General features: G+C 59.0%; 21 protein-coding genes and 2 tRNA genes. 15 read left to right on the top strand and 8 right to left on the bottom strand.

The features are described from left to right. The first annotated feature begins 313 nt into the window (after positions 1 to 313). Positions 314 to 1,765, top strand: coding sequence for a phospholipase D-like domain-containing protein (locus A15D_RS05680; protein ID WP_102791138.1), 1,452 nt, complete (start codon positions 314 to 316; stop codon positions 1,763 to 1,765). Positions 1,766 to 1,937: 172 nt separating this feature from the next. Continuing rightward, the gene (locus tag A15D_RS05675; RefSeq protein ID WP_102791137.1) at positions 1,938 to 2,669 is read left to right on the top strand and encodes an START domain-containing protein; all 732 of its coding nucleotides are present in this window, start codon (positions 1,938 to 1,940) and stop codon (positions 2,667 to 2,669) included. Here the strand turns inward: A15D_RS05675 and A15D_RS05670 are convergent. The 4 genes from A15D_RS05670 to A15D_RS05655 all read right to left on the bottom strand — a co-directional run bounded on the left by A15D_RS05670 (position 2,626) and on the right by A15D_RS05655 (position 5,994). Then, complete coding sequence (locus A15D_RS05670; RefSeq protein WP_022986976.1) at positions 2,626 to 2,802, bottom strand: PLDc N-terminal domain-containing protein; 177 nt, start codon at positions 2,800 to 2,802, stop codon at positions 2,626 to 2,628. The two genes, A15D_RS05675 and A15D_RS05670, sit on opposite strands and share 44 nt — an antisense overlap. Positions 2,803 to 2,885: 83 nt before the next feature. Continuing rightward, positions 2,886 to 4,067, bottom strand: a complete 1,182-nt coding sequence (locus tag A15D_RS05665; protein WP_102791136.1) for an MFS transporter — start codon at positions 4,065 to 4,067, stop codon at positions 2,886 to 2,888. A 73-nt stretch (positions 4,068 to 4,140) separates the two neighbouring features. Next, positions 4,141 to 4,217: transfer RNA gene (locus A15D_RS05660), tRNA-Arg, on the bottom strand. A 346-nt stretch (positions 4,218 to 4,563) separates the two neighbouring features. Further along, positions 4,564 to 5,994 carry a M48 family metalloprotease gene (locus A15D_RS05655; RefSeq protein WP_102791135.1) on the bottom strand — a complete coding sequence of 477 codons (1,431 nt, stop codon included), beginning with the start codon at positions 5,992 to 5,994 and terminating at the stop codon, positions 4,564 to 4,566. 60 nt (positions 5,995 to 6,054) lie between these two features. On the opposite strand from A15D_RS05655, the gene A15D_RS05650 reads away from it, so the two are divergent. Both A15D_RS05650 and A15D_RS05645 read left to right on the top strand, forming a co-directional pair. Further along, a complete protein-coding gene (locus tag A15D_RS05650; protein WP_369825819.1) occupies positions 6,055 to 6,312 on the top strand; it encodes a sulfurtransferase TusA family protein in 258 nt (85 codons plus the stop codon). Further along, positions 6,312 to 7,397 (top strand): AI-2E family transporter, encoded by a 1,086-nt coding sequence (locus tag A15D_RS05645; protein WP_102791134.1) that lies wholly within the window; start codon positions 6,312 to 6,314, stop codon positions 7,395 to 7,397. The genes A15D_RS05650 and A15D_RS05645 overlap by 1 nt, the downstream gene beginning before the upstream one ends. A gap of 134 nt (positions 7,398 to 7,531) precedes the next feature. Here A15D_RS05645 and bcp read toward each other — a convergent pair whose 3' ends face one another. Together bcp and A15D_RS05635 are read right to left on the bottom strand one after the other, a co-directional pair. After that, a complete protein-coding gene (gene bcp, locus A15D_RS05640) occupies positions 7,532 to 8,008 on the bottom strand; it encodes a thioredoxin-dependent thiol peroxidase (protein WP_102791133.1) in 477 nt (158 codons plus the stop codon). A 54-nt stretch (positions 8,009 to 8,062) separates the two neighbouring features. Then, on the bottom strand, positions 8,063 to 8,590 hold the full coding sequence (locus A15D_RS05635) for a glycine cleavage system protein R (RefSeq protein WP_102791132.1): 528 nt from the start codon (positions 8,588 to 8,590) through the stop codon (positions 8,063 to 8,065). Positions 8,591 to 8,871: 281 nt separating this feature from the next. Between A15D_RS05635 and dapA the strand changes: the two genes are divergently transcribed. The 6 genes from dapA (at position 8,872) to A15D_RS05605 (ending at position 12,886) form a co-directional block, all read left to right on the top strand. Beyond that, positions 8,872 to 9,756, top strand: a complete 885-nt coding sequence (dapA, locus tag A15D_RS05630) for a 4-hydroxy-tetrahydrodipicolinate synthase (RefSeq protein ID WP_102791131.1) — start codon at positions 8,872 to 8,874, stop codon at positions 9,754 to 9,756. After that, complete coding sequence (gene bamC, locus A15D_RS05625) at positions 9,753 to 10,406, top strand: outer membrane protein assembly factor BamC (protein ID WP_102791130.1); 654 nt, start codon at positions 9,753 to 9,755, stop codon at positions 10,404 to 10,406. Before dapA ends, bamC begins: the two co-directional genes overlap by 4 nt. Before the next feature lie 57 nt (positions 10,407 to 10,463). Then, positions 10,464 to 11,237, top strand: coding sequence for an MBL fold metallo-hydrolase (locus tag A15D_RS05620; RefSeq protein ID WP_102791151.1), 774 nt, complete (start codon positions 10,464 to 10,466; stop codon positions 11,235 to 11,237). A 26-nt stretch (positions 11,238 to 11,263) separates the two neighbouring features. Further along, on the top strand, positions 11,264 to 11,980 hold the full coding sequence (gene purC / locus A15D_RS05615) for a phosphoribosylaminoimidazolesuccinocarboxamide synthase (protein WP_102791150.1): 717 nt from the start codon (positions 11,264 to 11,266) through the stop codon (positions 11,978 to 11,980). A gap of 41 nt (positions 11,981 to 12,021) precedes the next feature. Next, a complete protein-coding gene (locus A15D_RS05610) occupies positions 12,022 to 12,255 on the top strand; it encodes a DUF6726 family protein (protein ID WP_102791129.1) in 234 nt (77 codons plus the stop codon). A 124-nt stretch (positions 12,256 to 12,379) separates the two neighbouring features. Next, a complete protein-coding gene (locus tag A15D_RS05605; protein ID WP_102791128.1) occupies positions 12,380 to 12,886 on the top strand; it encodes a hypothetical protein in 507 nt (168 codons plus the stop codon). Positions 12,887 to 13,272: 386 nt separating this feature from the next. Here A15D_RS05605 and A15D_RS05600 read toward each other — a convergent pair whose 3' ends face one another. Next, positions 13,273 to 13,833, bottom strand: a complete 561-nt coding sequence (locus tag A15D_RS05600) for a hypothetical protein (RefSeq protein ID WP_199175777.1) — start codon at positions 13,831 to 13,833, stop codon at positions 13,273 to 13,275. Between the two features lie 288 nt (positions 13,834 to 14,121). On the opposite strand from A15D_RS05600, the gene A15D_RS05595 reads away from it, so the two are divergent. The 4 genes from A15D_RS05595 to A15D_RS05580 all read left to right on the top strand — a co-directional run bounded on the left by A15D_RS05595 (position 14,122) and on the right by A15D_RS05580 (position 16,713). Next, positions 14,122 to 14,820: a GntR family transcriptional regulator gene (locus A15D_RS05595; protein WP_102791127.1), complete on the top strand. Its 699-nt coding sequence runs from the start codon at positions 14,122 to 14,124 to the stop codon at positions 14,818 to 14,820. 85 nt (positions 14,821 to 14,905) lie between these two features. Continuing rightward, positions 14,906 to 14,982, top strand: a tRNA-Val gene (locus A15D_RS05590). 406 nt (positions 14,983 to 15,388) lie between these two features. Continuing rightward, on the top strand, positions 15,389 to 15,868 hold the full coding sequence (locus tag A15D_RS05585; protein WP_102791126.1) for a hypothetical protein: 480 nt from the start codon (positions 15,389 to 15,391) through the stop codon (positions 15,866 to 15,868). Next, positions 15,862 to 16,713 (top strand): DUF72 domain-containing protein, encoded by an 852-nt coding sequence (locus A15D_RS05580; RefSeq protein ID WP_233192100.1) that lies wholly within the window; start codon positions 15,862 to 15,864, stop codon positions 16,711 to 16,713. Before A15D_RS05585 ends, A15D_RS05580 begins: the two co-directional genes overlap by 7 nt. A 67-nt stretch (positions 16,714 to 16,780) precedes the next feature. On the opposite strand, the gene mltF is transcribed toward A15D_RS05580, so the two are convergent. Then, positions 16,781 to 18,184, bottom strand: a complete 1,404-nt coding sequence (mltF, locus tag A15D_RS05575) for a membrane-bound lytic murein transglycosylase MltF (RefSeq protein WP_102791125.1) — start codon at positions 18,182 to 18,184, stop codon at positions 16,781 to 16,783. A gap of 409 nt (positions 18,185 to 18,593) precedes the next feature. Here mltF and purL point away from each other — a divergent pair, with 409 nt between their 5' ends. Further along, positions 18,594 to 22,469: a phosphoribosylformylglycinamidine synthase gene (gene purL / locus A15D_RS05570; protein WP_102791124.1), complete on the top strand. Its 3,876-nt coding sequence runs from the start codon at positions 18,594 to 18,596 to the stop codon at positions 22,467 to 22,469. The last annotated feature ends 54 nt before the right edge of the window (positions 22,470 to 22,523 follow it).

Raw genomic sequence — 22,523 nt, 5'->3', positions numbered from 1 at the left:
AATTAGTCATTACTACTGATAACCGGCGGCGGCCGGTACTGAACACGAGCCGTGGCTCGTCGCTGTACGCCACTAGGGACGCGAGGGACCTGGGTCTTGCCCGTCTTCCAGCCATTAGCGGGGAAGCAGGACGCTGCCAGTGTGCAGTCACTGACCCAAAAGAGGGCGCATTTTAGTGAAACGGGACGGAAAGCGCAAAAATGTCACCGGTGTGACAGAGGTAACTACCCGTTAAAACAGGGATTTGTGCTATGTTGCCAGCATTGCACTGTATCGAGACAAGGTGAATTCTGGCGGTCCGGCAAGGAGAGGAATGGACGCATTCATAACGCAGTGGGGGCAGGGGATTGACCGTTGGCTGCTGCGGCTGGAACCGTTCTGGCCGCATCTGGCGGCAATGATCAGTATCGCCCTGGCCATCACGGTCACCATCCATGTTTCACAGAACAAGCGCGATGCCCGGGCCGCAGCGGCCTGGACCGGACTCGTCTGGCTGGTGCCGGTGTTTGGTGCTCTGCTGTACTTCCTGCTGGGCGTGAACCGTATCCGCCGCCGTGCCCGGCAGCTCACCGGTGGCAAGATCGAGACCGATGAAGGCTGGCGTGTGGCGGCTGAACCCCTGCCACTGCATGGGCATTTTCAGGAGTTGAGCCGGCTGGTAGGGCGTCTGACCCATTTGCCTCTTACCGATGGTAACCGCATTACGCCCCTGGATGCGCCGGCGGCCTATCAGCAAATGCTGGACGCGATCGAGGGCGCCAACGAAAGCGTTTTTCTGGCGACCTACATTTTTGGTAATGACGCTGCCGGTCGACCGGTGGTGGAAGCTCTCGCTCGGGCGGTCCAGCGCGGGGTGAAGGTGCGGGTGCTGGTGGATGGGGTTGGTTCACTGTATTCCCTGCCGTCTGTGGTTTGGCGGTTGCGCCGCAACAAGGTGCCGGTGCAACGCTTCCTCTACTCGCTTGCGCCCTGGCGGATGCCTTACATTAATCTCAGAAACCACCGTAAATTCATGATTGTCGACCGGGAAACCGGTTTCACCGGTGGCATGAATATTCGTGCTGGCTACATTCAGAGCCCTCCGTCCATCACCGACCTGCATGCGCGGCTGGAAGGGCCGGTGGTGGGGCAGTTGCTACGCAGTTTTGCAGCAGACTGGTTGTTCAGCCGCGGTGAACTGTTGGAAACCAGTTACCGTGGGCTGGCGCAGCTGGGAGATGTGCAGGCCAGGGGGATCAGTGCTGGCCCGGATGCGGATTTTGACAAGCGACGGCTGACTCTGCTGGCGGCTATTGGTGCCGCAGAACACCGTATCCGGATCGTTACCCCTTATTTCGTGCCCGATCTTACGCTGCTGGCGACCTTGCAGCTGGCCATGCTCAAGGGGGTGCAAGTGCAGCTGATTGTGCCGCAGAAAAACAACCTCCGCATGGTGCACTGGGCCAGCCTGCATGCATTACGCTGGCTGGTGAGTGAGGGGGCTGAACTGTACCTGTCGCCGCCGCCGTTTGATCACAGCAAGGTTATGACGGTTGACGGGCACTGGGTAATGCTGGGATCAGGGAATTGGGATGCCCGCAGTCTGCGACTGAATTTCGAATTTGATCTGGAATGCTATAGCGATGCGCTTGCCAGTACGGTGGATGCCCGTATTGACCAGCGTCTTCCCCGCTGTCGCCGGATGGATGTTGCAGCCTTTCAGGAGATGCCTCCCTGGCGACGGGTCCGTAATGCGTTGGCGCATCTGATGGAACCCTATCTGTAAACTCCGTTCATGCTTTTGTATCATGGCATAGTGCCAGCATTTGTGTGGGCTGGATCACGCTATTGTAGACATGATGTATCGGTGTGTCTCTGCTGGCGATAAAGTGCGCGCTCAGGAGAAGGTGGCCGGTAAGAGCTGCTGGTTTGAAACGGGAACGCGTCAGGAAGAGTGGATGCTGACAAGAGTATTACTGGTGCTGGCGGCCTTGCTGGGGGTCATGCCGGCCTTCGCCGCGGATGACGGCTGGATCATGGTGACGGACCGGGATGATATCCAGGTTTTTCGCCAGGATGACGACAGTTCCCGCCTGAAGACCTTTCGGGGTGTTGCCCGCATGCCTGTGGAAGACTTCAAGTCCATTGGTGTGCTGATGGATGACTATGATTCCGTGGCGTCCTTCATGCACATGGTCTCGGAAATTCGGGACTTGCGCCGTCATTCCCACTACAAACGTGATGTTTACGTGACTACCCGGTTGCCCTGGCCCGTCAGTGACCGGGATGCACCGCTTCGTGTGCAGTTCTACCAAGAGCCAGAATCCTATGATCTGGTCATGCCATTTTTCCTTCACGAAAGCAGCATGCCGGAGCAGGATGGCTATGTGCGAATGCCGCAGATGGAAGGCTATTACCGTTTTTCACCGGTAGAACCGGGTGAAGTGGAAGTCACTATTGAGGTCGTACTGGATCCAGGCGGGGTAGTCCCCGCCTGGATTGCCAATATCATTCTGCGCGACATTCCCTACTTTTCACTGAAGAGGTTGCGCCGGGTGATCAATCAGCCGCGCTTCCAGGGGGTGGACACGGGCTATTACCGCGTTCCAGAGAGTTGGCAGAAAAGTGCAGAGCTGAAGTCGGTTGCTAACGCTTCAGCGGAGAGCCCGGTCCCATCAGCGCCCAGATGATCAGGCCAACAAGGGGCAGGATCAGTACCAGCAGCACCCACAGCACCTTCGCACCTGTTTCAGCGGAAGACTGAATAATCATGACGATGGCATAAATCGCCAGCGCCAGTTGCAGCAATCCCAGCAGTTTCATCGTGTCATTCCTTTTCGATTAGTCCTGTCCCTGAATGTAGAGCACTAAGCGCGCCGGGTAAATTGCCGGGCTGTTAAACAGCGTCAAACCTGTCGGCGGCAAAGCCAGCCCCCATACAGCAAGGCAATCAGCCCGATGCCTGCTCCCAGCAGGACAACTCCGTCCCAACCGAAGTTGTCGTAGGCACGAGCAGAGCCTAAAGAGCCCCCGGCGCCACCCAGAAAGTACAGGAACATGTAGCCGGAATTCAGACGGTTGCGGATATGTTCATCCAGCGAGAACACCAGGTTCATATTGGTGATATGCACTGTCTGCAGTGCCAGGTCCAGCACCATGATCCCTGCCACCAGTGCGAGCAGAGACTCCGCTCCCAGTTTGAGCAGCCACCAGGAGCCGAAGAGCAAGGCCAATCCGCCCAGGGTCAGGATGCGGCTGTGGCCCCGATCAGAGAGAACGCCGGCGTGGCGTGCGGACAGGGCGCCCACCGCTCCGGCCAGCCCGAACAAGCCAATGGTGGCATCGGACATGTCCCAGGGAGAAGCGGAAAGCAAAAAGGCCAGTGGTGTCCACAAGATACTGAAAAGGGCAAAAATCAGACATCCCAGGAGGGCCCGCTGCCGGAAAAGGGGATAGCGCACAAACAGGACAGCGACCGATCCGATCAGGCGCGGATAACTGAGCCGACTGTTCTGACGGTAGCGAGGCAGGGCGCGGAACAGAATCGCGGTATTGACCAGCATCAGCCCGGCAGCCACCCAGTAGACTGTGTGCCAGTCGCCCAGTGAGGACAGTGCGCCTGCGACGGTTCTGGCCAACAGAATGCCCAGCAGCAGGCCACTCATGACCGTACCCACAACCCGGCCGCGGTGGGCCACAGGGGAGAGCGTGGCGGCGAAGGGAACCAGCACCTGAGCAACCACCGAGAATGCGCCAGTGATCGCCGTTCCGGCAAGTAACATGGGTAACGATGTGGCGCTGGCACTGACCAGCAATCCGCCGGTGGCAAGCAACATCATCGTGACCACCAGCCCCCGGCGCTCCAGCAGGTCCCCGAGGGGGACCAGCAGAATGAGGCCGACGGCATAGCTGGCCTGGGCGGTGGTGACAATGATCCCGGCGCTGGCGTAAGAGAGCGCCAGTTGGTCAGCGATAGTGTGCAGCAGGGGCTGCGCATAGTAGTTGCTCGCGACCACCAGGCCGGTGGTCGCGGCCATCAGCAGAACCAGCCAGGGGCTCAGCGTTGCGGGCGATGAAGAGTTCTGCATGGATGTCTGTATCGTGAATTTGGTTCATTTTTAGCCTGAATTAAGCCCGGGAAGGGCTTAATTCAGGGGGAAGTGGCGCCCCGGAGATGATTCGAACATCCGACCTAGCGCTTAGGAGGCGCTTGCTCTATCCAGCTGAGCTACCGGGGCAAAAGAAGGAACGATTGTAAGGACTTCACGCTCGGGTGCCAGTCTCCGGGGAGCAAGCGGCGATTTATTAGGCGTTTGCTCGCCCTCCGGGCGCCGGCAAAGCGGCGGTATCCGCTTCGCGTTCGTTCGGCCAAAGCATGCTTTGGAGAGCCCCGAACTCACCCAGCTGAGCTACCGGGGCAAAAGAAGGAACGATTGTAAGGACTTCACGCCCAGGTGCCAGTCTTCGGGGAGAAAGCGGCGATTTATTGACCTGTTTGTCGCTTCCACACGACCCGACACGTTGCCTGGCCCCCCCCGGCAGTCACCGTCGCCTTGGTGGTGGGAGCGGTCGTTCGACCGCGATCTAGAACTTTTCTTCTGACAGTGTCTGCATCTGCTTTAGTCGCCCGTTGAGCTTGCTGTACAGGGCAAAGTCTTCCCGCGCATCGCGCAGTGCATAGTTCATTTGCTGTAGCGCTTTGCTGTCATTGCCGCGCAGGAACTGGCTTTCTGCCTTGGCGTGAAGTGCGCGTACCCGGTCTCCGCTGTTGCCATAAGCATCGGCAGCCAGCTCCCAGATGGCGGGGTCCGTGCCGCGTTGTGCCAGTAACGGTTTGATGATCGGCAGGGCGTTGTCAGGTTGATTGCTGCGCAGGTAAGCCCGGCTCAGCAGCACGGAGGCGGCATAGTTACCGGGGGCAATATCCAGCACCCAGCGGGCTTGCTTGATGGCTTCGGGGTAGCGTCCTTCATCCAGCGCGATTTCCGTGAGCCCCAACCGGAACCACAGCTCATCCGGGTGCTGGTCTGCCAGCGACTGCATCAGTTTGCGGGCCTGCTCGTAGTGGTTGGCGCGCAGATAACTGAGTGCCAGCCCGTACTGGGCGGCCTGCAGGGCCAGCGCACTGTGTTCGTTGGTGTAACGCCTGAAGTAATCGATGGCCTGACTGTCGCTCTGGATAAACGCGGCGCGCAGTCTTGCCTGCATCAGCAGGTAATGGGGAGAGACATTCAGGCGTGGGGACGGGAGATTGCGTGCCCGTGCACGGCTGTCCGCGATACGGCTTTCGGTGACCGGGTGAGTGAGCAAAAATTCCGGTGGCCGGCCCGCAAAGCGCTGGCCATCATGCATGCGTTCGAAGAATCGCGGCATCGCATCCGGATCCATCCCTGCTGCAGCCAGGGTCTGCATGCCAACGCGGTCAGCTTCCCGCTCGTTTTGACGTGAATAGGCCAATTGCGCCTGAATGGCGCCCGCCTGGGTGGCAGCCATGCCTGCCATGCCGGCTTCCCCGTCTCCGGCGATGGCCACGGCGAGGCTGGCCAGCATGGCCGCAAGTACCGCCGTATTCACTTTCTTGGAATCCAGGTAGCGGCGGGCAAAATGGCGTTGACTCACGTGGGCAATTTCGTGAGCGACCACCCCGCCGACTTCGTCTTCGCTGTCAGCATTCAGGAACAGGCCGGCGTTCAGCCCGATGACGCCGCCGGGTACGGCGAAGGCGTTGATCTGGCGGCTGTTCACCACCACGATGTCCAGATCCGGCTCTTTCAGGTCGCTGTAGGACGCGAGGCGGTAGACCAGGCTTTCCACATATTCCTGCACCATCGGGTCGTTCATGATGGAGGTTTGCCCACGCAGGCTGCGCAGCCAGGCACGGCCCAGACGGTACTCCTGATCTGCTGACATCAATGCTGAAGTGGGGTCTCCCAGTACCGGCAAATCATCATTGGCACTGGCAGGTCCTGTCAGCAGGCAGCAGAACAGCAAGAGTGTGCGGGATAGCAACTTCAATCAATGGCTCCATGTCGGGCAGGCCGGGTTGTGACTATAATGCCGTCAGGATGGCAATCAATGAATAGCATGACGGACCCTGTGACTGATCTCCAGTTGGATACTTCCGGGCAGCAATGCCCCATGCCGCTTCTTAAAACCCGCCAGGCTTTGCGTCATATGCAGCCAGGCCAGGTGCTGGAAGTGATCGCCACTGATGCCTCTTCGGCCAACGATATTCCTGCCTATCTGAGACAATCCTGCCACGAGCTGGTTCGCAGTGAGGAGACATCAGGCCGTTTTATTCTTGTGATTCGTCGCGGTGAACAGGAGAACTGATGCTGCGGATTTTACGCAACTGGGCGGACCAGTATTTTTCTGACGAGGAAGCGGTTTATCTGCTGGTCGTCCTTCTGGCAGCAGGCCTGCTGATCGCCTTTTTCGGGGGCATGCTGGCGCCGGTACTGGCGGCTATCGTGATTGCCTATTTAATGCAGGGGCTGGTGTCAGGGCTGGAGCGGCGCGGCATGAGGCGCATGCTGGCGGTGAACCTGGTCTTCGCCTTGTTTCTGGGTTTGCTGGTCATGACACTGGTGCTGTTGTTACCCATGGTCTGGCGGCAAACCGCCTTGCTGGTCCAGGAGCAGTTGCCCCATGTGTTGAAGAATGGTGAGGCCTGGTTGCGGGAATTACCGGTGCATTACCCGGAAGTAATTTCCCTTGAGCAAGTGAACTCGGTGATTGCCGTCATCCAGAGGCAGGTGGCGGAAGCCGGACAGGGGGTCTTGACCCTGTCGTTGGCCTCTATTCCCAATATTGTGGAAGTGATGGTGTTTCTGGTGCTGTTGCCTCTGCTGGTGTTCTTTTTTCTCAAGGACAAGGACGCCATTGTGGGTTGGCTGATGCAATTCTTGCCCAGTCGGCGTCGGGTACTGAGCCATGTCTGGCACGAAATGGACGGGCAGATCGCGAACTACGTCCGTGGCAAGGCAGTGGAGATCCTGCTGGTGGGCAGCGTTACCTTTATCGCCTTTGTTCTGCTGGATATGCATTACGCGGTGTTGTTAGGTGTGTTGGTAGGGCTTTCTGTGGTTGTGCCGTATATCGGGGCGACCGTGGTGACGTTGCCTGTCGCGGCGGTGGCCTATGTGCAGTTTGGCTGGAGTGGCGAGTTTGCATTGGTGATGGTGGTCTACGGCATCATCCAGTTTATTGATGGCAATATTCTCGTCCCGCTACTGTTTTCTGAGGCGGTGAATCTGCATCCGGTCGCGATTATTACTGCCATTCTTCTATTTGGTGGCTTGTGGGGGCTCTGGGGGGTGTTTTTCGCGATTCCCCTGGCGACCCTGTTCAAGGCCGTGTTGAATGCCTGGCCCCGGGAGGGAAGTTATCCGGTGGCTGAACAGGCTACTGGCGACTAAACACAGCAAGAGGCGCCGTGGCGGCGCCTCCAGATACCGCCAGGAAAGGGAGCAACCCTGTCCGTCGCGACATAACACAACAGCTGCACCCTTCCAGGCCACGCTGAGCATGTAAAGGGCTTTTCAGCAGCCTGCTAGATCCCCAGCTCGTCCAGTTCTGCCAGCAGATCTTCGTGGTGGCTTTTGGTCTTGAACTTGTCCATGACCTTTAGCAATTTGCCATCTTTGCCGACAATGAAAGTGGTGCGGATCAGCCCCATGAATTCCTTGCCCATGAATTTCTTCATGCCCCAGCAGCCGTACTTTTCCGCCACGGCGTGATCTTCATCGGATAACAGGCTGAAGTTCAGGTCATGTTTCTCGATGAACTTGGGCAGGCGTTTGACCGGGTCCGGGCTGATGCCGAATACCTTTACCCCGCGCTTCTCCAGTTCCGCACGGGTGTCGCGAATCCCGCAAGCCTGGGTGGTGCAGCCAGGGGTCATGGCCTTGGGGTAAAAGAAGATCACTACCGGGTGCTCATTCTTGAAGGACTTCAGTTCCACCAGGTTGTCATCCTGATCGGGGAGTTTGAAATTGGGGGCCAGGTTGCCAATTTTGGGATGTGCCATATCGGGGTTAGATCTCTCGTGTTATCGGGCGTGTAAGCGTTATCCAGAAGCGCCTCAGCGCTTCGGGCTCATGGTGGCGTCCAGATTGCGGGCCTCGCAGAAATCCAGGAAGGCGTCGCGCAGCTGGGCCACGGATTGTTCTGCGTTCATGCTCAACACCAGGTGAAGGCTGAACATGGGCGTGCCGGTGTGGGGCGCGGCATAGGTGCCGGTGTGCAGGTCGTCGATGTTGATGTTACGGGAGGAGAAGAAATTGGCGATTTCATGGACGATGCCGGGATTGTCCATGGCGACCACTTCAACCTCGTAGGGCAGGCTGCTGGGGCGGGTGTCGCGCTGGCGGGTACGTTTGAGGGTGATCAGCAGGTCCAGATCCCCGGTCAGCGTCTGCTGGTCGGCTTCCAGCTGATCCAGGGTGTCATTGCTGCCGCTGACCAGCATCAGCACGGCAAATTCGCCCCCCAGCACGGTCATCCGTGAATCAAGAATGTTCCCTTTGCGGTCCAGCACTGCCCGGGACAGGGCTTCCACGATGCCGGGGCGGTCGGTACCCAGGGCGGAGATGACGATCAGCTGTTCCATGGCGTTGTCCTTGTCCTCAATAAAGGTCCTGCCCAGACCGGGCAGTACAATCCGTCCTTCGGTGGCCTGGTGATGATTCCAGGGTCCGTAAGGTTATGGGTCAGGAAAGTGTAGACGGCCGCTTCGGGAGAGTCGATGCTGGCGAAAAGGCGGGTTTGACCGGCCACATCTGGCGTCCGGCCCTGTCGGCGTTTACCATAGCGCCCTTCACCCTTTGGCCGGGGCCGATGCGGCGGTTTTCCGGCTTTGCGCACCAGTTTTGCGCCCAACAGGAGAGAGGCATGATTCGCGGTAGCATTGTAGCGCTGGTTACCCCCATGCGCGCGGATGGTTCAGTGGACTGGGAACGCCTGCGTTCGCTGGTGGACTGGCATGTGGAACAAGGCACCCACGCGATTGTTGCGGTGGGCACCACCGGGGAGTCTGCCACCCTGGGTTTCGAGGAACACGACAGTGTGGTTCGCGAAGTGGTGGCGGTGGCGAAGGGCCGTATTCCTGTGATCGCAGGGACCGGGGCCAACAACACCGAAGAAGCCATCCGCCTGACCCGTGATGCCAAGCGTGATGGCGCGGATGCTTGCCTGCTGGTGACGCCGTATTACAACAAGCCTCCCCAGGAAGGTCTGTACCAGCATTATCTGGCGGTGGCCCGGGCGGTGGACATTCCGCAGATTCTCTACAATGTGCCTGGCCGTACCGCGTGCGACATGCTGCCGGAAACCGTGGAGCGCCTGAGCAAGGTGCCGAATATCATTGGTATCAAGGAAGCGACCGGTAATCTGGAGCGCGCCCGCGAAATTCGTGAGCGCTGTGGTGAGGATTTCATGCTCTATTCCGGTGACGACGCCACCGCCATGGATTTCATCCTGGCGGGAGGTCATGGCGACATTTCCGTTACCGCCAATGTGGCGCCGGCCAAGATGGCTGCCATGTGTGATGCCGCACTGGCCGGGGAGGCTGACAAAGCCCGTGCCCTGAATGCGGAACTTGAACCCCTGCATCGTGATCTGTTTATCGAAGCCAATCCGATTCCGGTGAAATGGGCACTTTATGAAATGGGCCTCATTGATGCAGGTATCCGGCTGCCGCTGGTCACGCTGTCTGAGGCGGCCCAGCCGCGGCTGCGTGAGACCATGCGTCAGTGCGGGCTGCTGGAGGGTAAATGAAGCACACTGTAACGACTGCATCGCGTATTCCTGGCAAAGGCGCAAGCCTGGCGCTGACACTGCTGGCCTTGTCTGCCCTGGCTGGGTGTAGCTGGTTACCGGATAACAGTCTGCTTTACCGGGATGCAGCCGTCACCGACCCCATTCAGGTGCCTGAGGGGGGCGTGTTTATCGGCGAGCAGCCGCTTTATTCTGTGCCTCGTCAGGAAGATCGCCTGATCGGCGCCCAGGAAGGGGAAGACAAGTACGTGCCACCCCAACCCCCGCAGCTGGTGGTGTTGGGTAATGAGGCGGACAAGGACGATGCCACACCAGCTCCCAAGGGCGAGTCGATTCGGGCAGTGCTGGCCCGTGATGGCAACGGTTACCCGATTATCATGATGACGACCCGTTATGCATGGGCGTGGGAATACGTGAACGACGCGCTCAAGGAGACCGACTTGAGGGTCAGCGACCGGGATCGCGAAGTGGGTATTTTCTATTTGCGGGTCCCGGACCGGTACGAACTGGGGGCGCGGGAAGCGCAGCTGAAACTCAGTCATACCACCAATGGCATCCAGGTGGCGGTACTCAATGAGAAAGGCACTGCGCTGGTAGAGAAAACCCCCGGTTCGGCCATTCTTGAGCGTATTTACGAAGAGCTGGAATAACGTGCCGCAGTCCCCTGCAAAGACCGCTTTCCCTGCCCGCTGGCGGGGTCAATGCTGATGCGGTTTGCCTCTCTGGGCAGTGGCAGCAAGGGCAATGCGACCCTCATCGAAGCCGGTGACACCCTGGTGTTGGTAGATTGCGGTTTCACGTTAAAAGAAACCCGCGTGCGACTGGCCGCCCGTGGGATTGAGCTGGGGCAGCTCAGTGCGATTCTGGTGACCCACGAGCATGGGGATCATATTCGTGGGGTCGGGCCGGTGGCCCGTCAGGCCGGTTGTCCCGTTTACAGCTCCTTTGGGACGGCTTGTGCAGTCGAAGACAAACCGGCAAGTCTGCGCAACACCCAGTGGCAAGAAGTGCGGCCAGGCCGTGCATTTCGCATCGGGGAGCTGGAGGTGCTACCGGTGCTGGTACCCCATGATGCCCGCGAGCCTTGCCAGTACCGCTTTGGCTGGCAGCAGCGCACATTGGGTGTGCTCACCGATCTGGGCTCCATTACGCCTCATGTCGTGGATGCCTACAGTGAGTGCGATGCTCTGGTGCTGGAATGCAATCACGACCCGCGGATGTTGGCGAATGGGCCGTATCCTGCCTCGTTGAAACGGCGTGTGGGTGGTATGTTAGGGCATCTGAGTAATGCACAGGCGGCGGCCCTGCTACGGCAGGCCAATACCGATCGCCTGCAGCATCTGGTTCTCTCTCATCTGAGCGAACAGAACAACACGGCTACTTTGGCGCTGGCCGAGATTCAGGCAGCGTTGGACACCGGCCACGAACGTATTGGCGTAGCCAGTCAGAACCAGGGGTTCGACTGGCTACAGGTAATTTGATATTGACCCGGGTGAAAGGTCTCTCCATGGAAAAACGCGACGAGTTGTATGCCGGCAAAGCCAAGTCTGTTTTCACGACAGATGATGCAGAGCGGCTGGTAATGGTGTTTCGTGATGACACCTCTGCCTTTGACGGCAAGAAGAAGGAAGCACTGGCACGCAAGGGCGCGGTGAATAACCAGTTCAATGCCGCCATCATGGAGAAGCTCAAGGCTGCGGGTATTCCCTGTCATTTCGAAAAGTTGTTGTCACCGACCGAAGCGCTGGTGAAGAAGCTGGATATGATTCCGGTGGAGTGCGTGGTGCGGAATGTGTCGGCAGGCTCTATCTGTCGTCGTCTGGGGGTGGAAGAGGGTAAAGAGCTCAACCCGCCTACCTTCGAATTCTTCCTCAAGAATGACGACCTGGGGGATCCCATGGTCAATGATTACCACATCCGCAGCTTCGGCTGGGCCACCGATGACCAGGTTGCCCAGATGAAAGCATTGACCTTCAAGGTCAACGAGGTGCTCAAGCAGCTGTTTCTGGATGGCGGTATGCTGCTGGTGGATTACAAACTCGAGTTCGGCGTGTTTAATGGGGAAGTCCTGCTGGGCGATGAGTTCAGCCCTGATGGTTGCCGGCTGTGGGACAAGGACACCCGTGAAAAACTGGACAAAGACCGTTTCCGCCAAGGCCTCGGGGGCGTGGTGGAAGCCTACGAAGAAGTGGGGCGTCGTCTGGGGATGACGTTCGAATACTGAAAGCGCCATAAAGAGAACGCGATAATAATAAGGAGCGTACCATGAAAGCGGTTCTTCGAATGACGGCGGTTGCCGTGCTGACTGCAGCCCTGAGCGGCTGCTTTCTTACCAAGATTGCGACCACCCCCATGCGTCTGGTGGGGGCGGCTGGCTCGGTGGTTGGGGCGGTACTGTCAATTATTCCAGTGGCCGGTAATGCGGCCGATGAAGCGCTGGAAAAAGTGGATGGTGCCATCGACAGCACGGCCGACGAGATCGACAAGATCCCGCTTTAAGCCTGACCGCTCACACCCCTGCGCGGTGTGAGCGGGCGCAACAGCCTTGTAATCGGCACCGGGGTGTGAAGAATATTGACCACGCCTCAATGGCCAGACATAACAACAAGAACCGGAGTTCGCCATGCGTCGCTGGCTACTGTCCCTGCTTGCCCTGCTGCCTTTTCAGGCTCAGGCCGATGATGCCCTGATCGGGATCGGATACCTCAATGGCCTGGTTGGCCTCAATCTGGAGTGGGCCACTACCCAGAACAGCTTCTTTGCCCTCCCTGCTTTCTATGTCGATTCGTCCGGCCTTGATACCGAGGAATTTCGCTGGGTTGTCGGTTGGCGCCACAAAATGGAGCGGGGCATGATGGATGAAAGCGGCTTCTATACCGGTCTGATGGGCGGTGATCTCGGCGGTGAACGGCACTACGAGCGCCTGGGGGTTGCTTTCGAATTGGGGCACCAGTGGGTGAAACCGTATTCTCGGTGGACCGTCAGTGGTGCGGTCGGGGTGCTCGAAGCCCTGGAGTGTGGAGAGTATCGGGGCGTCAATGCGTGTGACTCTGAAGAAGAGCGTGACCGCTACGATCTGGAGATGGAGCCCGCTGTTGTGCTGGGCGTAAGCTACAGTTTCCGCCGTTAACCTGACCGGCGCCCCCCGATAATCGGTTCGGGTGGGTGCCTCTCATCCTGTCCTGAACCCCCATCCAGCCGTGACTGTGTTCCCGCCCGGTTGTCTATTCCCGCAGCTTTGCCCTGTGCCGTGCCTCGATGATGTGCGATTTGCCCCTGCAATGGGCAAGAGTTTTGCACAGCGAGTAACCATTTTTCACATGACAAATGAACGTTGGCCGCTAACCTGTTGATTTACAGTGGGTAGATGTAAGTCATTGATTTTAAATGGTTTAACAAAATGGACAAATTTTCATCATTTTGTTGCCACCTCAGTGAATGCCGGTACTGAGAACGTTTCCTGACAGTCTATTCACAGAGTTATCCACAGAAGTTGTGGGTAACTGAAACCCTGCGTCAGCGACGCAGCATAGGCAACGGCCGCCAGGGCTGGGTAAGGAGTTGTTGGCCGCCGAGCTTGAGCAGCAAGCGGTGAAAGCCGGCATTCGGAAAAGCGCGCTTGATCAGCCGTACCCGGGCAGCAGGAATGCCAAAACGGAGCATGCCCAGACTGACATCCACCCAGTCTGCTCGTCGGAAAGCCTCGACCAGTCCCGGCCGGTTGGCATCATCGTCGCTATGGGGGTAACGGCTGATTTTGTGGTGGTTGTCGATCATTTCCCCAATTTCGTCCTGCCAGTGCTGCAGTCCTTGTTCTTCGAGGTAGTGCTCAGCGAGTCGGGCAGAAGGGCCGAGATAATCGAAAGTGCCTGCCAGCCAAATCCCCGCATCATGGAAAAAACCGGCAATGGCGAGTTTGTCTTGCGCGTCAGCCTCCAGCGGGCGCTGGGCGGCGACCAGATTCACCAGGCGATACACATGATTACGGTAAGGTGTCAGATCCTTGCCGAATCGCTCCACATGGGTGTCGAACAGTGCCTCCAGACGGGGCAGGCGGGTAATTAGCTCAGGGGTCATCCCGTTGTTCCGTCTCTGGCGCCCGGTCGGGCGTGAAGTGAGCGTCTTGCCGCGCGCAGCTTCGCGGCTTTTGAGTGTCTTCTCATCCTAAGGGATAAGCAGGCTATTGCCAGCGGATGACAGCAAAAAAACGGAACCGGTTGGCATTGTAGGCGCCGGCCCGGTGGGCTGAGCGACCTTGTTCAATGTCGGGCATATGCAATCAACAAAAGGTTGGTCGTTAGCTGTCCCTGTACTATAGTCGGACAATCACGCCATGATTGTTAAACAAGACGTAGTGGGGGCACGGTGAGCTTCAAAGCCAAGGAAAGCCTGTCGGAGCAAATTGCCCAGCATCTTGCCGACCAGATTATTCGCGGTGACATGTTGGCCGGGGATCGTATTCAAGAGCTGCGAGTTGCGGGTGAGCTGGAGGTCAGTCGCGGGTCGGTCCGTGAAGCCTTGCTGATTCTGCAGCGTCGTCAGCTGATCGATATCCTGCCGCGTCGCGGGGCAGTGGTAAAAGAAATGTCGGAGAGCCACGTGCGCAGCCTCTATGAGGTCATGCAGGTGCTGCTGGGGTTGGTGATCCGCAAAGCCATCAAGGTGGTAAGAGAAGAGGATCTGGACTCCTTTATCGAGCTGGTGCATGGCCTTCAGCTGGCCGCAGAAGACCGGGATCTGGATGATTTTTTTGCGCTCAGCTTCCGTTTTCTCGAGCATGCCTACCCTTACGCCCGTAACCCCTTTGTGGAAGACATTCTGATCAATATGCAGCCGGCCATGCAGCGTGCCTATTTCATGGCGTTGCATCTGGAGGCCGATGAGGTGAAAGAATGCCTGTCGTTCTTCAAGGCACTGGTGGAAACCATCTTCCGTCGTGATGTTCGCTCAGCGCTGGAGATCATTCGCGAATTCGCCGAACACCAGTCCGAGTTGGTTGAAGAGTCCATCACCCGGGCCCGGCAGATCGAGACGGCCTGGGGTTCACGACGAAAAAAATCATGACGTGCCGCTCAGGGGTTGCCCTGACCTGGCAAGCTGCATAGAATTGCCACCCTCTTCAGGGCGTTGTAGGCGGCCTGTTGAATATACAACCGTAGCTCAGTTGGTTAGAGCACCACCTTGACATGGTGGGGGTCGGTGGTTCGAATCCACTCGGTTGTACCAAATATAAAGGGCCTGTCGCGTGCGACAGGCCTTTTTTTTAGGTTCATCGCGGATTTCCGTGAAAGGCCCGATTTACCCCCTCACTTGCCGTAGGAGCGTCGCTGGCGGCGCGATCCCAAACCAGGATCAAAAGCATTTTCATCACAGAGGGCACAGGGTTCATTGAGGAAGACGGTTTGCCTCTGTGAACCCTGTGCCCTCTGTGGGAAATCAGTCTTTAACGACGTGTTTTATCGCGCCGCGAGCGACGCTCCTACGGAAGGGGCTCTTCTGTGGACGATTCCCTTAAACCCGCGAAGGCCCTGTTTTTATGGCGCAAAGGCGAGGGTTGCTTTCGTGGGGTGCACTTGCCGAGTTGGCCGCTGATAGAATGGTGCTCCTGTTTTCTTTCTCCCGGCTCTGCTGCATGACCTCCTGCGACATCCTTGGCTCCGCCACCGCCAGACTGATTCTGTATCTTCCCCATCGCCCCGTGGGTCTGGAGACGTTTGCGGAGGCTCCCACGGCCCAGGCTGTGACTGAGGCAAACTCCAATCACTGGCGCAAGATCATCAACCTGCTGGCCAAGGTGGCAAGCCCGGAGGGGGATGACTGGCGTCGTTATCGCGATCATGCGCTGTTTACCCAGACGGCCATATGTTTTGCTCCTCAATTATTGCCGGCAGCAGGTTGGCACTGGATTGCGGGCAAGGAAAACCTGCATCGTTTCGAGGGGCTGGCACATCAGGCGACACCGATTGATGCGGTGGGGCGGCTTAACATGGATGTAGCCCGTCGCCTGCTGCTGAGTCCGTATCCGGATTATCGACAGCTGAGCAATGAACGGGTGGCGGTCGTGCGAGAGGCCCTGGCTGGCGCCGGATTCTATGGGGCGGGGGCATGTTGAGCCTGCCGTATTATCTGGGATGTCCACAATGGCAGCACCCTGACTGGCAGGGACGTTTGCCTGCAGGCCCATCATCGCTTGCGCAATACAGCCGGGTATTCAACACGGTGGAAGGCAACACCACCTTCTATGCCACGCCAACCTCCGCCCAATGTGAAGTGTGGCGATCACAGGTGCCGGAGTGTTTTCGCTTTCTGTTCAAATTTCCGCGAGAGATTAGCCACGATGCCCTGCTTGCCAGAACCGACTCGCAGGTGCGTCGCTTTCTGACCACGCTGGCGCCCTTGCAGGATGTATTCGGTCCTTTCCTGCTGCAGTTGCCCGCCGCCTTTGGACCTCAGCATCTTGCCAATCTTTGGCGCTTCCTGGACCGCTTGCCGGATGCGCTGACCTGTACTGTGGAAATGCGTCATCCGGCCTTTTTTGAAAAGGGGGAGGCAGAGCGTGCCCTGAATCAGGGGTTGCGTGAGCGAGAGGTGGCCCGGGTATGTTTTGACAGTCGCCCCCTGTTTGCGGCCGACCCAGTCGATGAAAGCACTCGCGATGCCCAGCGCAAGAAGCCGAAGTTGCCGGTGCATGTGTTGCCAGTGGCGCGGGCAAATCCAGTCGTGCGGTTTATCGGGCACCCGGAGCTGGAGGCAAACCGTGAGTATCTGGCGCCGTGGGTGCCGCGAATGGCGAACTGGATTGCCGAGGGCCGCAAGCCCTATATGTTCATCCATATGCCGGACAACGGGAAGGCCTTTTCACTGGCGCAGTTATGGCAGGGGTTGTTGCGGGAGAAGGTGCCGGATCTGCCCGAGCTGGGGTTGGCTCATCAGGTCGATCAGCCCGGTTTGTTCTAGGAACAAACTGGCTCTACAGCCGTGATCACTGAAATACGGGGAGGTCCGGGGCTGTCAGGCCGCGATCTTAGTGAAGAGCCACGCGGGTATCATCGCGGCGGCGGCTGTTTTCGGCCCATACCAACAGGTCGTAGTAACGACGGATATGGCGGACGTAGACTACGGCCTGACCGCCACGGGCGGTGCCGTATTTCAGCTGCTCTGCATACGCAGGTTTGGCAAGCATGGGCAGGCGCTGTTTCACATCCTGCCAGTTGTCCGGGTCGCCGCCCTGGCGCTGGGTAAGAACACGGGCATCTTCCAGATGTCCGAAACCCACGTTGTAGGACGCCAGCGCCATCCAGGTACGACTGGGCTCCGGGATGCGGTCCGGGATCTTGGCGTGTACGCGGCGCAGGTAAGCGGCGCCGGCACGAATGCTTTGTTCCGGGTCGGTACGGTCGCTGATGCCCATCTGCCGAGCGGTATCATTGGTCAGCATCATCAGGCCCTTCACCCCGGTCGGGGAGATGGCGCCCGGATCCCACAGGGACTCCTGATAGGCCACGGCAGCCAGCAGGCGCCAGTCGAATTCGTTGTCGTCTGCAGCGGAGCGGAACAGCTCTTCGTAGCGTGGCAGCCGTTCTTCCAGGTGACGCATGAAGCTGCGGGCAGCGTACAGGTTGAAGTACTCCACATGCCCGTAGAAACGATCTTCCAGCTTGGCGGTAGTGCCATCGGCTTTGGCCTGGGTCAGGAAGCGCTGGGCTGCCAGATACAGGCTTTTGTCATCCTTGGGATTGAACGCCCAGGCCAGCGGCATGTCGGTGGCCACGGTGTAGTCGGCAATCAGGTCTGGCCACAAGGCTCGCTGCAGGGCATAGGAATTGGAGTGGATCAGGGTGTAATCCACCTCGCCATCTTCCACCAGCGCCAGCAATTGCTCTGGTGTGGCGTCTTCCACTTCAATGAATTCCAGTTCCGGGGTTTCCAGCTGGGCCTGGATCAGCATCTCTGCATGGCTGGAACCTGCCGGTACGGCCACGGTGTGTCCGGCCAAATCGGCAAGATCTCGCAGGCGCGGACTGTCAAGGCGACGGGCGACCAGGGAATCCACTTGTTGGTAGGGAGTGCTGAATCGCAGGCTTTCGGTACGCTCGGGGGTCACCACCAAGCCTGCTGCGGCGATATCGGCGGTGCCTTTACGGATGGCGTAACGGATGTAGGACAGGTCGTCGGACTCCAGCACCTTGAGTTTCACCCCGAGGCTGTCGGCAAAGCCTTTGGCAAGCTCGAATTCCATGCCGGTTTCGCCGTGCTGGTCTTCATAGTAGGTAGTATTGGAGGGACGGGTGATAACGACCAGTTCACCACGATCCATCACCCTCTCCATTGCGGAAGGGGTGGGACGCATGGCGAGCATCATCCCGACCACGCCGAACAGTGCCAGCGAGGCGAGCAAATGCTTACTGTGTCGAAAGAAAACCGTCATCCTTGGTGGTACCTCTGTCAGGTTGTCCAGACAGGTCGATACTGCTTACCGCCGACCGGTTGGGAGCCTTTCTCCCACTACCTGTGATCTATATCACGAAACTTGGGGCGCACTCTAGCATTGCCAACCCCATGATCTGTAACCATTTGTCGGACAATAGCCGGTTTTTTGCACAAATTTTAAAAGTCCGGTAAAGAGCATGAATTTGCTTATCAGGCAAGTGGCGTAGGTGATTTGCTACCGTCTTATGAAGGGGTGAGCCCTGAGAGGGCGGGGCAGGGGAGGGATCCAGAGCCAGGGGAAATTTGCACCCCATGAAGGCTGCGATAGGCAGGCAAATCCCGTATCATTGCGGCCCTGAATTTGGCTCCACTTCATCCCCCACTGATCAATCAGAGTAAGGCGCACTATGCTGATCCTCTCCGGAAGCCCGGCCCTGTCCGCATTTCGCAAGGAAAAACTGCTGGAATCCCTGCCCGGGATTACCGCTATTTCAGCCCGATTCGTTCACTTTGTGGCATTGCACGAGCCACTGGATGGTGCTCAGCAGCAGGTGCTGGAAGGGCTGCTGCAATACGGCCCGAGCCTGGAAGAGGATGACGTGGACGGCCAACGTTTCGTGGTGGTGCCACGCCCCGGCACGATCTCGCCCTGGTCGTCCAAGGCCACGGATATTTGCCACAACGCCGGCCTGACCCAGGTGGAGCGTGTCGAGCGCGGCATTGAATACCGTCTGGCCGGCGAAGGGGATCGCGTGACGCTGGCGGCGGCGCTGCATGACCGCATGGTAGAAGTGGTGCTGGCGGAGCTGAACGATGCCGAAGCCCTGTTTGCCCACCATGCCCCCCGCGAGCTGAGCACCGTGGATGTGATCGGTGGTGGCCGTAACGCGCTGGCCACGGCCAACAGCGAACTGGGTCTGGCGCTGGCAGATGACGAAATCGATTATCTGGTAGAGCGTTTTACCGCTCTGGGCCGTAACCCGGCGGATGCCGAGTTGATGATGTTCGCCCAGGCCAATTCCGAGCACTGTCGTCACAAGATCTTCAATGCGGACTGGACCATCGACGGAGAGGAACAGGAACTGAGCCTGTTCGGGATGATCCGCAACACCTACAACAATGCCCCCGAAGGCGTGTTGAGTGCCTACAAGGATAACGCTTCCGTGGTCGCCGGTCCTGTTGCCGATCGTTTCTTCCCGGCCCCGGACAGTGCCCGTTACCAGTTCGTCAACGAGCCGGTGCACCTGTTGATGAAGGTGGAAACCCACAACCACCCCACCGCGATTGCCCCGCACCCGGGGGCGGCCACGGGTTCCGGCGGTGAAATCCGTGATGAAGGCGCCACTGGCCGTGGCTCCAAGCCCAAGGCGGGTATGACCGGCTTCTCCGTGTCGAACCTGAATATTCCCGGTTTCCAGCAGCCCTGGGAACAGCCCTATGGCAAGCCGGGCCGGATTGCCTCGGCGCTGGATATCATGATCGAAGGGCCTATTGGCGGGGCGGCCTTCAATAATGAATTTGGTCGTCCCAACCTGTGTGGCTATTTCCGTACCCTGGAAATCGAGGCGCCGGGGGTGAATGGCGATGAAGTCCGCGGTTACCACAAGCCGATCATGATCGCTGGCGGCATGGGCAACATCCGTGACGGCCATGTGGAAAAGAACCCAATTACCGAAGGGGCCAAGATTATTGTGCTGGGTGGCCCGGCCATGCTGATTGGTCTGGGGGGGGGGGCCGCCAGTTCCATGGCGTCCGGCCAGTCGGATGAAGCGCTGGATTTCGCCTCTGTACAGCGGGATAACCCGGAAATCGAACGTCGGGTGCAGGAAGTGATTGATCGCTGCTGGGCCCTGGGTGACGACAACCCGATTGTGTCCATCCATGACGTGGGGGCGGGCGGCTTGTCCAATGCGCTGCCCGAGCTGGTCCACGACCACGATATGGGCGCTCAGCTGGAGCTGCGTCGCATCCCCAATTCCGAGCCTGGCATGAGCCCGGTGGAGATCTGGTGTAACGAAGCCCAGGAGCGTTATGTGCTGGCGGTGATGCCTGCGGATATCGACCGCTTCGATGCCATCTGCAAGCGTGAGCGCACGCCCTACGCGGTGCTGGGCGAGGCAACCAACGAAGAGCACCTGACCGTCAGCGATGAGCACTTCGGCAAGCCGCCGGTGGATCTGCCCATGGATCTGTTGTTTGGCAAGCCACCGAAGATGCAGCGCAGTTTCGACCGTGAAGACTTCCAGCGTCAGACTTTCAGCACCGAAGGGATTGATCTGAAAGAGGCCGGCGAGCGGGTGCTGCGCCTGCCTACCGTGGCCTCCAAGAGTTTCCTGATCACCATCGGTGACCGTTCTATCACCGGCCTGGTTCACCGTGACCAGATGGTGGGCCCCTGGCAGGTGCCGGTGGCCGATTGTGCGGTCACCGCGACCGGCTTTAACCAGAACCTGGGTGAAGCCATGTCGATGGGCGAGCGTACCCCGGTGGCCATGGTGGATGCGGCTGCATCCGGTCGCATGGCGGTAGCGGAAGCCATCACCAACATTAGTGGTGCCCACATTGGCGACCTGGGACAGATTCGTTTGTCAGCCAACTGGATGGCTGCTGCCGGCCATCCGGGTGAAGACCAGGCCCTGTTCGACACCGTGAAAACCGTGGGCATGGAACTGTGCCCGCAGCTGGGGATTGCCATCCCGGTTGGCAAGGACTCCCTGTCCATGCGCACCGTGTGGAACGAGAAGGGCATCGACAAGAGCGTTACCTCGCCCCTGTCGCTGATCATCTCGGCCTTCTCCACCGTGACCGACATTGATCTGACCGTGACCCCGGAACTCAAGACCGGAGTGGACAGCGAGCTGTTGCTGCTGGATCTGGGCCGTGGCCAAAACCGTCTGGCGGGCTCGGCTCTGGCGCAGGTGTACGGTCAGGTGGGGGATGTCCCCCCGGACCTGGACGATGCCAAAGACCTGATTGCCTTCTTCGAGGTGACCCAGCAATTGCTGGCGGAACGTAAACTGCTGGCTTACCACGACCGCTCTGACGGCGGTCTGTTCGCCACCCTTACCGAGATGGCCTTCGCGGGCCGCACCGGTCTGGACATTACCCTGGATCACATCGCCGGCGATGGCCCGGAGGCGGTGGCCGCACTGTTCGCGGAAGAGCTGGGGGCGGTGATTCAGGTGCCTGCCGAGCATGCCGATGAGGTGGTGCAGCGGTTCGACAAGGCCGGTCTGAGTCAGTGCGTGTTCCGTCTGGGGCAGCCCGATGGCGACGACGTAATTCGTCTGCGTCTGGGCGGAGGCATCCTGCTGGAGACACCGCGCCGGGAACTGCACCGCATCTGGGCGGAAACCAGCTACCGGATTCAGGCCCTGCGCGATAACCCGGATTGTGCCCGTCAGGAATTTGATTCCATCCCGGACAGCAACAACCCGGGCCTGAACGTGCGCCTGACCTTCGATATGACCGAGAACCCGGCCGCGCCCATGATCAACACGGGCGCGCGCCCGCAAATGGCGATTCTGCGCGAGCAGGGCGTTAACGGTCAGACCGAGATGGCCGCGGCCTTCGACCGTGTCGGTTTTGACGCCATTGATGTGCACATGAGCGATCTGCTGGCTGGCCGCGTGAAGCTGGAAGATTTCAAGGGGCTGGTGGCCTGTGGCGGGTTCTCCTATGGCGATGTATTGGGTGCCGGTGGCGGCTGGGCCAAGACCGTGCTGTACAACGAATCCCTCCGCGAGGACTTCAACCGTTTCTTCTTCCGCGAAGATACCTTTGCGCTGGGGGTGTGTAATGGCTGCCAGATGCTGTCGCATCTGAAAGACCTGATCCCTGGTGCCGAGCACTGGCCGCGCTTTGTGCGCAACCTGTCCGAGCAGTTTGAAGCACGAACCTCGCTGGTGGAGATCCAGGATTCGCCCTCCATTCTGCTCAAGGATATGGCCGGTACCCGCATACCGATTGCCGTGGCCCACGGCGAAGGACGGGTAGAGCTGGCGGACGAGACCCTGAAGCGTAACCTCGAGCAGCGACTCGTGGCGCTGCGTTACGTGGACGGTCGTGGCAACGCCACCGAGCAGTACCCGGCCAACCCGAACGGCTCCCCGCAGGGCGTTACCGGCTTTACCTCCACCGACGGGCGCGTCACCATCATGATGCCGCACCCGGAGCGGGTGTTCCGCGTGCTGCAAAACAGCTGGATCCCCGACGACTGGCGCGGCCACGAAAACGGCCCCTGGCTGCGAATGTTTGCCAACGCGCGTAAGTGGGTGGGGTGAAAGGCCGCTAACAGTTAACAGCGGAAAAGAAAAGGCGGAAATGGCTTGGCCATT

This window comes from Alcanivorax sp. MD8A (assembly GCF_002888555.1).
Lineage (GTDB): Bacteria > Pseudomonadota > Gammaproteobacteria > Pseudomonadales > Alcanivoracaceae > Alcanivorax.
Note: the sequence above shows the minus strand (reverse complement) of the source record. Positions and strands in the feature narration are given on the sequence as shown.